This window comes from Williamsia sp., assembly GCF_016462415.1.
Lineage (GTDB): Bacteria > Actinomycetota > Actinomycetes > Mycobacteriales > Mycobacteriaceae > Williamsia_A.
Genome location: NZ_JAEMTF010000020.1, coordinates 1 through 2,930, shown reverse-complemented (window position 1 = coordinate 2,930; position 2,930 = coordinate 1). Strand labels below are relative to the sequence as shown.

The following is a 2,930-nucleotide window of genomic DNA, read 5'->3' as shown; positions in this document are numbered from 1 at the left end:
GTGTGCTTGGTGGAATAGAGCGGCAGGGGGTAGACCGCAGTGGCACCGATCGGGACGAGCGATTGCTTGTTCTTCTGGTTGTACGTGGCGAGGTAGAGCATGTGCTGGAACTCGTTGAGCTGCAGCTCGCCCTCCGCCAGAGCAGGATTGGGCTGGTTGTAGTCGGTGAAGTTGACCAGGTCGACGGTGATGCCCTCGTCTGCGGCCTTCTTCGTGAAGACGTTCCAATAGCTCTCCGCCGCGTCGGCGACGCCGATCTTCACGGTGCCCGAGTCCGAATCGGACCCGCATGCGGCAGCGCTCCCCATCACCGAGACCGCCGCGACGAACGCGACGGCCAGCTTCTTCCAACCCGCTCTTCTCAGATGCACTGCCCTGTCCTTCTCCACGCCGGGATCGCCGGCTCACGTGCGCACCGATGATCGCGGCGCGTCGAAATGGTAGCCACGAACCGGACACCCAACCGACCACAGATGCGTTGTCCTCCAACGCAACACGGCCCTGAGCAGCTGCTACACCCCAGCCGTGATTTTCGATCCGCCAGATCGAAAAGCAGACCGGATCCGACATCACCGAGGTGAACCGCGTTGCCGTCACGCGGGCGGTGGGCGATGCTGGGGCGATGACGATCCCCGCGTCCGATGGATTCCGAGCCCGGTTCGACGAGTTGCTCGACGAACACCGAACGATGCTGCACGACAGCCTGAACGGGCTGACCGAGGACGAGGCACGCCGATCCCTGGTGCCGTCGTCGACGACACCGCTCGGCATCGTCAAGCACATCACCTTCGCCGAACGCGTCTGGTTCGACCAGGACATCAGCGGACGCCCACGTGCTGAGATCGGGTTACCCGAATCGGTGGAGGACTCCTGGGTGCTCGCACCTGAGGACACCATCGCCTCGATCCAGGCCGCGCACCGTCGCGCCTGCGACGAATCACGCCGGGTGGCAGCCACGTTGGACCTCGACACCGAGGTGCGCGGACGGACACCGCATCCGCTGTGGACGACGTACCTGCACCTGCTGCGCGAACTGGCCCAGCACTGCGGACACGCCGACATCCTCCGCGAGCAGATATTCGCCGCGCGCTGACGGGTCGGCACCTACGACAACGGCCCCGCCGGAAGGCGGGGCCGTTGCGGGAGAACTGCGCGCTTACAGACCCTTGTAGATCTCGCGTGCGAGGTCAGCGGTCTCGGACGGCGTCTTGCCGACCTTGACGCCTGCGGCCTCGAGCGCGTCCTTCTTCGCCTGGGCCGTGCCTGAGCTGCCGGACACGATCGCACCGGCGTGACCCATGGTCTTGCCCTCCGGCGCGGTGAAGCCCGCGACATAGCCGACGACGGGCTTGGTGACGTTGGCCTTGATGTAGTCGGCCGCACGCTCTTCGGCGTCGCCACCGATCTCGCCGATCATCACGATGACCTTGGTGTCGGGGTCCTTCTCGAACGCCTCGATGGCGTCGATGTGGGTGGTCCCGATGACCGGGTCGCCGCCAATGCCGATCGCGGTGGAGAAGCCGAGATCGCGCAGCTCGTACATCATCTGGTAGGTCAGCGTGCCGGACTTCGACACCAGCCCGATCGGGCCCTTGCCGGTGATGTTGTTCGGCGTGATGCCGACCAGCGACTCGCCGGGGGTGATGATGCCGGGACAGTTCGGCCCGATGATCCGGGTCTTCTCTCCCTTGGACTTGTTGTAGGCCCAGGCGTACGCGCTGTCCTGCACCGGGATGCCCTCGGTGATGACGACGAGCAGACCGATCTCGGCGTCGATGGCCTCGATGATCGCGTCCTTGGCGAACTTCGGCGGGACGAACGCGATGGAGACGTCGGCGCCGGTCTTCTCGATGGCCTCGGAGACGCTGCCGAAGACCGGCAGTTCGACCCCGCCGTCATGGCTGACCGTGGTGCCGGCCTTGCGGGCGTTGACGCCGCCGACGACCTGGGTGCCTGCCTTGAGCATCAGAGCGGTGTGCTTGGTGCCCTCACCGCCGGTGATGCCCTGGACGATGACCTTGGAGTCCTTGTTCAGAAAAATCGACATTGTTCAGCTCCTACTTGCTCGCCAGTTCGGCGGCCTTGTCGGCGCCGGAGTCCATGGTCTCGGCGAGCGTCACCAGCGGGTGGTTGGCGTCGGCGAGGATCGCGCGGCCTTCGTCGACCTTGTTGCCGTCGAGTCGCACCACGAGGGGCTTGTTCGCATCGTCGCCCAGCTTCTTCAGCGCGCCGACGATGCCGTTGGCGACCGCGTCACACGCGGTGATGCCACCGAAGACGTTGACGAACACGCTCTTGACCTGGTCGTCGCCGAGGATGACGTCGAGACCGGCGGCCATGACCTCGGCCGAGGCGCCGCCACCGATGTCGAGGAAGTTGGCGGGCTTCACGCCGCCGTGCTTCTCACCGGCGTACGCGACGACGTCGAGGGTCGACATGACCAGACCGGCACCGTTTCCGATGATCCCGACCTGTCCGTCGAGCTTGACGTAGTTGAGGTCGTTCTCCTTCGCCTTGAGCTCCAGGGGATCGGTGGCGTCGCGGTCCTCGAACTCGGCGTGATCTGGCTGACGGAAATCGGCGTTCGCGTCGAGGGTGACCTTGCCGTCGAGCGCCAGGATCTGATCGTCGGGGGTGCGAACCAGCGGGTTCACCTCGACGAGGAGGGCGTCTTCGTTGATGAAGACCTCCCACAGCTTCTGGATGGTGTTGGCCGCGGCGTCGAGGACCTCGGCGGGCAGCTTGCCTGCCTCGGCGATCTCGCGCGCGAAGGCGAGGTCGACACCCTTGACGGCGTCGACGGGGATCCGGGCGAGCGCGTCCGGGTTCTCCTCGGCGGTCACCTCGATCTCGACGCCACCCTCGACCGAGCACATGGCGAGGTAGGTGCGGTTGGTGCGGTCGAGCAGGAAGGAGATGTAGTACTCCTC

4 protein-coding genes are annotated in these 2,930 nt (G+C 65.6%); 1 reads left to right on the top strand and 3 read right to left on the bottom strand.

The features are described 5' to 3' along the window. Positions 1-371, bottom strand: a 371-nt coding sequence (locus JHC79_RS07435; RefSeq protein WP_296389519.1) for a MetQ/NlpA family ABC transporter substrate-binding protein, incomplete at its 3' end; no start/stop codon positions are given. Positions 372-622: 251 nt separating this feature from the next. Between JHC79_RS07435 and JHC79_RS07430 the strand changes: the two genes are divergently transcribed. Beyond that, positions 623-1,093 (top strand): DinB family protein, encoded by a 471-nt coding sequence (locus JHC79_RS07430; protein ID WP_296389518.1) that lies wholly within the window; start codon positions 623-625, stop codon positions 1,091-1,093. 63 nt (positions 1,094-1,156) lie between these two features. Here JHC79_RS07430 and sucD read toward each other — a convergent pair whose 3' ends face one another. Both sucD and sucC read right to left on the bottom strand, forming a co-directional pair. Then, complete coding sequence (gene sucD, locus JHC79_RS07425; protein WP_296389517.1) at positions 1,157-2,047, bottom strand: succinate--CoA ligase subunit alpha; 891 nt, start codon at positions 2,045-2,047, stop codon at positions 1,157-1,159. Positions 2,048-2,057: 10 nt separating this feature from the next. Beyond that, positions 2,058-2,930: ADP-forming succinate--CoA ligase subunit beta (gene sucC, locus JHC79_RS07420; protein ID WP_296389516.1), on the bottom strand; the 873-nt coding region annotated here is incomplete at its 5' end.

Bases quoted from the DNA above. Each gene is read 5' to 3' on its own strand.
- JHC79_RS07430 (WP_296389518.1), top strand. From the start codon at position 623: ATGACGATCCCCGCGTCCGATGGATTCCGAGCCCGGTTCGACGAGTTG.
- sucD (WP_296389517.1), bottom strand. From the start codon at position 2,047: ATGTCGATTTTTCTGAACAAGGACTCCAAGGTCATCGTCCAGGGCATC.